The sequence below is a fragment of the Zoogloea sp. genome (assembly GCF_044344315.1).
Lineage (GTDB): Bacteria > Pseudomonadota > Gammaproteobacteria > Burkholderiales > Rhodocyclaceae > Zoogloea.
The window spans coordinates 1-6,226 of sequence record NZ_JBIJDC010000165.1; the positions used below are offsets into that span (position 1 = coordinate 1).

The window sequence follows — 6,226 nt, forward strand, 5'->3', positions numbered from 1 at the left end:
GTCCCTCCAGTCACCGTGTTTGCGTCTGGTTCAGGGAGGTCTGCCGAGGAACGCAGGATGAATTGGTCCCTGCGTGGGCCCCTGCAGGTCTTCCCATCAACCTGGTCCTTCAACCAGGGGTTCGGCCCGTCTGCTTCACCTCCCTCTCCCGGCGGGCTTCCTGGTTTTCAACGGCCGTCACGGCAATGTGACGGCCGCTTTTTTTTCAAGCCTCAGTTCTTTGTCCGGCTCGCCAGCCAAGTACGCCAGCTGCCCAGGTGGGTGATGTCTTCCGCGCCCTCAAGGCCAGCGCTCTCGCAGATGAAGCCGCAGACCAGGCTGTCGTCCTCCAGGCGCACCTTGCCGATGCCCAGGGGCGCCGGGATGCCGCCGACGAAGCTGCCGAATTCGCTGGCGGGCAGTTCCCACACTTCCATCTCGATGCTGGCGCCGCCCTCGGCCACCCGGACCATGCCGGGGCGCAGGGGCGGGCCGCCGGCCAGGGCATAGAAGCGGTACTCCGGCGCCGAGCGCACGGCGCCGATCAGGCGGGCCTTGCGCTGGGTGAGCTGCCCGTTGAGGGGCAGGCCCGACAGGTGAGCACCACACACGGCGACACGCAGCATGCCGTCGGGCACGCCGCTGGCGGGCGCAGCGGTTTCCGGCAGGGGCTGGCCGGTGGCGCCCAGGGGCAGGGCGGTGCTGTGCTGCCAGCGGGCGGCCAGCTCCAGCAGGGGGCCGTCCTGATGGGCCGGGGCAAGCAGGGTGACGCCGAAGGGCAGACCGTCGGGGCGGAAGGCGGCCGGCACGGCCACGGCGGCGTAGTCCAGCAGGTTCATGAAGTTGGTGTAATAGCCCAGCTCGGTGTTGAGGCGGATCGGGTCGGCCTGCATGGCGGCAATGGTGGGGTGGCGGCCGGCGGTGGGGGTGAGGATCAGGTCCACCTCGTTCCAGGCGGCGTCGCAGCGGCGCTTGTAGGCCTTTAGCTTGTAGAAGGCGTCGAAGGCTTCCACGGCGCTGGCCTTGCCGCCGCCCAGGGTGATCTCCCGGGTGACGGGGAAGACCGAGCCGGGCTTCTGTTCGATGAAGTCGCGGATGGCGTGGTAGCGCTCGGCCACCCAGGGGCCGCCGTAGAGCAGGCTGGCGGTTTCCAGGAAGGGGCTGAAGTCGAGCTCGACGCGGGTGCCGCCCAGGCTTTCCAGGCGGGCGATGGCGGCCTCGAAGAGGGCGGGGTTGTCCGTATCGCCGAAGAAGGCGCGCTGGGTGTCGCGGGGGACGCCGAAGCGGAAGGGCTGACCCGCGTTGAAGCGCCGGCCGTGGGGCTGGGCTTCGCGGCTGTAGGCGTCGTCCGGGTCGAAGCCGTGGGCCACGCCGAACACTGCGGCGGCGTCGGCAGCGGTCAGGGCAAAGATGGAGACCGCGTCCAGGGAGCGGCAGGCCGGCACCACGCCACGGGTGGACAGCAGGCCGCAGGTGGGTTTGAGCCCGACCAGGTTGTTGAAGGCGGCCGGCACCCGGCCGGAGCCGGCGGTGTCGGTGCCGAGGGAGAAGCTGACCTGCCCCGCCGCCACGGCCACCGCCGAACCGGAGCTGGAGCCGCCGGAGATGTAGTCGGGCTGGAGGGCGTTGCGGCAGGCGCCGTAGGGCGAACGGGTGCCGTTGAGGCCGGTGGCGAACTGGTCCAGGTTGGCCTTGCCGAGGGGAATGGCGCCGGCGGCAAGGAGGCGCGCCACCACGGTGGCGCTGTCGGCGGGGGCGTAGGCGTAATCGGGGCAGCCGGCGGTGGTGGGGAGGCCGGCCAGGTCGATGTTGTCCTTCACCGCGAAGGGCACGCCATAAAGGGGCAGGCTGGCCGGGTCCTGGTTGTCGAGGGCGCGGGCGCGGGCCAGCAGCTCGGCCTCGGGCAGCAGGCTGATCCAGGCGTGGTGCGTGTCGGCGGCAGCCAGGGCGTGCAGGTGGGCGAACAGCTCGGAGGGCTTGAGGCCGTTGCGGTAGGCGGCGGCCAGGGTGGCGAGGTCGAGGCGGGTGGGGAGCATGGCGGTGTCTCTCATCTCAGTGCGTGGTGTGCAGGATCAGCAGATCCTGGCCGGCGGCGACGGGGGTGGCTTCGCGGCAGAGGAGCTTCAGCACCTCGCCGTCTTCGGGGGCGGTCACGGTGAACTCCATCTTCATGGACTCGACGATCACCAGCGGGTCGCCGGCCTTCACCTGCTGGCCTGCCTCGACCAGCACCTTCCAGATGTTGCCGGGTACGTAGCTGGCGACCAGGCGGGCGCCTTCGGGCAGGTCCAGCTCGGAGTCGGCCGAGGCGGCGGCGATGTCGGCCTCGCTGATGTACTCGGCCTGGCCGGCGGCCTTCCAGCGTTCCCGTTCGGCTTCGAAGGCGGCCTGCTGGCGGGCCTTGAAGGCGGCGATGGGGGCCGCCTCGTCGGCCAGGAAGCGGCGGTAGTCGGCCAGGCGGAAGACGCCTTCCTCGATCCGCACCCGGGCGCGCCCGGCGGCGAAGTCCTTGCGTAGCTGCAGCAGCTCCGCCTCGCTCACCGGCACGAAGCGTACCTGGTCGAAGAAGCGCAGCAGCCAGGGCTTGTCGAACTGCTCGGTGCCCCGGGCGCCGTGGTGCCAGCGGTTCCACATCTGCACCGTGCGGCCGACGAACTGGTAGCCGCCGGGGCCTTCCATGCCATACACGCACAGGTAGGCACCGCCGATGCCCACGGCGTTCTCGGGGGTCCAGGTGCGGGCCGGGTTGTACTTGGTGGTGACCAGGCGATGGCGCGGGTCCATGGGGGTGGCCACCGGGGCGCCCAGGTAAACGTCACCCAGGCCCAGCACCAGGTAGCTGGCCTCGAAGACGGTGCGATAGACCTCGTCGATGCTGTCCAGGCCATTGATGCGGCGGATGAACTCGATGTTGGAGGGGCACCAGGGGGCGTCTTTTCGCACCGATTGCATGTACTTCTCGATGGCGAGCTTGGTCGCCGGGTCGTCCCAGGACAGGGGCAGGTACACCGTGCGGCTGGGCACCGCCATGTCGTCGATGGCGGGCAGGGCGTCCTCGGCGGCGATCAGGGCGGCGAGCAGGGCGCTGCGGTCGGTACGGCGGGCATCGAAGTGCAGCTGCAGGGAGCGGATGCCCGGGGTCAGGTCGATGATGCCGGGCTGGGGATGGGCCTTGAGCCAGTCCATCAGGGCGTGCACGCGGAAGCGCAGTTCCAGGTCCAGCACCAGTGGGCCGTACTCCACCAGCAGGTAGGCATCGCCGGCTTGGCGATAGACCACCCGGGGGCGCTCGGCGGCGGCGGGCAGCTCGGCCAGCACCGGGGTGGTGACCGTCTCGGGTTCGGCGACGACCGGCGTGGCCAGGGGGGCATTGGCGCGGCCCAGGGCTGCATCGGCCTCGGACAGGCGGCGGGCGGCGGTGGCGGCACTCACCGGCACGAAGCGCAGGGTGTCGCCGGGGCGGAGCTGGCCGAGCTTCCACAGGTCGGCCTGGATGACCGCCGCCGGGCACACGAAGCCACCCAGGCTGGGGCCGTCCGGGCCGAGGATCACCGGCATGTCGCCGGTAAAGTCGATGGCGCCGATGGCGTAGGCGTTGTCGTGGATGTTGGAGGGGTGCAGGCCGGCCTCTCCGCCGTCGGTCCGTGCCCACTCGGGCTTGGGCCCGATCAGGCGTACGCCGGTGCGGCTGGAGTTGTAGTGGATCTCCCAGTCGGTGGCGAAGAAGCGGGCGATGTCCGGATCGGTGAAGAAGTCCGGCGCGCCATGGGGGCCGTAGAGCACCGCGACTTCCCAATGGTGGCTATAGCTGGGCGGCTGCAGTGCCAGGGGGGCGGGCAGGGCGGTGGTGGGGCTGATCGCCAGCACGTCGCCCAGGCGCAGGCAGCGGCCGGCGTGGCCACCGAACTGGCCGAGGGTGAAGGTGGATTTGCTGCCCAGGTAGTCGGGCACGTCGATGCCACCGGCCACCGCCAGGTAGCTGCGACAGCCGGCGTCCTTCACCGCGCCGATCTTCAGCACGGCGCCGGCCTTGACCGCATGGGCCTGCCAGAAGGCCAGGGGCTCGCCGTCCAGGGTGGCGGCGGTGGGGGCGCCGGTCAGGGCGATCACCGCGTCGCAGTTGAAGCGCAGGGTCGGGCCGGTCATGGTGCATTCCAGGCCGGCGGCGCCTTCGGGGTTGCCCACCAGGCGGTTGGCGGCGCGCAGGGCCAGGTCGTCCATGGGGCCGGAGGGGGGCACGCCTACGTCCCAATAGCCGGTACGGCCCGGCCAGTCCTGCACCGAAGTCTGCACGCCGGCTTCCAGCACATCAAAGGTGCCGGGGCGGTAGTCGAAGCTGTTGAGGTAGCGGGTGGTCTGGCGCCCGCTGCGGAACACCTCGCCGTCGAGGATCTGGCGCAGGTAGGCCCGGTTGGTCTCAATGCCATACACGCGGGTGGCGTCGAGGGCGGCGATCAGCTTGTCGGTGGCGGCCTCCCGGGTGTCCGCGTGGACGATGATCTTGGCCACCATGGGGTCGTAGTAGGGGGGCACCTCAGAGCCGGTGGTGACGGCCGTTTCCACCCGCACGCCCTCGGGAAAACGCACTTCGGTGAGCAGGCCGGACGAGGGCTGGAAGTTCTTGGCCGGGTCTTCGGCGTAGAGGCGCACCTGGATGGAGGCACCCCGGGGCTGCGGCGCGGTGGTGGGCAGGCGCAGATCGCCGGAGGCGAGCAGCACCATCCATTCCACCAGGTCGGTGCCTGTGACTTCTTCAGTGACGCCGTGCTCCACCTGCAGGCGGGTGTTCACTTCCAGAAAGTAGAAGGCGCCACTGTCGGCATCCATCACGAACTCCACCGTGCCGGCCGAGCGGTAGGCGATGGATTCCATCAGGCGCACGGCGGTGGCCGCCAGGCTGGCGCGCTGTTCGGCCGTGAGGCCCGGCGCCGGGGTTTCCTCGATGACCTTCTGGTTGCGGCGCTGCACCGAGCAGTCCCGCTCGCCCAGGGCCAGCACGCGGCCCCGGCCGTCGCCGAACACCTGCACCTCGATGTGGCGGGCGGCGGTGACGTACTTTTCCAGGTAGATGCCCGCTTCCTTGAAGTTGGCCCGGGCCAGGCGGTCCACCGAGGCGTAGGCCTCGTCCAGCTCGGCCTCGGCGCCGATCAGGCGCATGCCGATACCGCCGCCGCCGGCGGTGCTCTTGAGCATCACCGGGTAGCCGATGCGGGCGGCCTCAAGGCGGGCGTGGGCCACGTCATCGAGCAGGCCGCTGCCGGGCAGGAGCGGCACACCGGCCTGCTCGGCCAGCTCGCGGGCGGTGTGCTTGAGGCCGAAGGCCAGCATCTGGGCGCGGGTGGGGCCGATGAAGGCGATGCCGGCGGCTTCGCAGGCGTCGGAGAAGTCGGGGTTTTCGGAGAGGAAGCCGTAGCCCGGGTGAATGCCCTGGGCGCCGGTGGCGCGGGCGGCCTCGAGGATGGTGTCGGCCTTCAGGTAGCTCTCCGCGGCGGGGGCCGGGCCGATGCACACGGCCTCGTCGGCCAGGCTGACGTGCAGGGAGTTGGCGTCGGCCTCCGAGTACACCGCGACGGAGGCGATGCCGAGCTTCTTCAGCGTGCGGATCACCCGGCAGGCGATGGCGCCCCGGTTGGCGATGAGGACTTTGCTGAACATGGTGGTGTCTCGCGAAAAGGGCGGCGGGTCGTCCCGCCTGGTCTTTCCTGTCCGCCCGGGTCGTCCCGGGGGGCCGGCGCGTGCCGGAAGCGTGCGGTGATGGATCAGTCCCAGATGAGGAACTGCACCGGTGTCGGGTTGTAGGCGTTGCAGGGGTTGTTGAGTTGCGGGCAGTTGGAGACCAGCACCCACAGGTCCATCTCGGCACGCAGCTCCACGTACTTGCCGGGGCCTGAGACGCCGTCGTCGAACTTGAGGCCGCCTTCGCCGGTGACCGGCACGTTCATGAAGAAATTGACGTTGGGTACCAGGTCGGCGGTGGTGAGGCCCGAGTCCGAGTGCTGGATGGCCAGCAGGTAGTTGTCGCGGCAGCTGTGCATGTACTTCTTGTGCAGGGCGTAGCGCACGGTGTTGCTCTCGGCGGCGCAGGCTCCGCCCAGGGTGTCGTGGCGGCCGCAGGTGTCGGCGACGAGGGTGAGCATGGGCCGGCCTTCGCTGCTCATCAGCACCGAGCCGGTGGTGAGGTAGATGCCGCCCTGGTGCAGCAGGGTGTCGGTGACGCTGTAGTGCTCGGCGGTGTCGTGGCGGTTGT

At 70.3% G+C, this 6,226-nt stretch carries 3 protein-coding genes; all 3 read right to left on the reverse strand.

Annotated elements, in window-relative coordinates:
• Positions 1 to 212: 212 nt before the first annotated feature.
• A complete protein-coding gene (gene atzF / locus ACIQ09_RS21345) occupies positions 213 to 2,015 on the reverse strand; it encodes an allophanate hydrolase (RefSeq protein WP_398314300.1) in 1,803 nt (600 codons plus the stop codon).
• 16 nt (positions 2,016 to 2,031) lie between these two features.
• Positions 2,032 to 5,634 carry an urea carboxylase gene (uca, locus tag ACIQ09_RS21350; protein WP_398314302.1) on the reverse strand — a complete coding sequence of 1,201 codons (3,603 nt, stop codon included), beginning with the start codon at positions 5,632 to 5,634 and terminating at the stop codon, positions 2,032 to 2,034.
• 104 nt (positions 5,635 to 5,738) lie between these two features.
• Positions 5,739 to 6,226 (reverse strand): DUF1989 domain-containing protein (locus tag ACIQ09_RS21355; protein ID WP_398314303.1); only part of this gene is annotated, 488 nt, incomplete at its 5' end.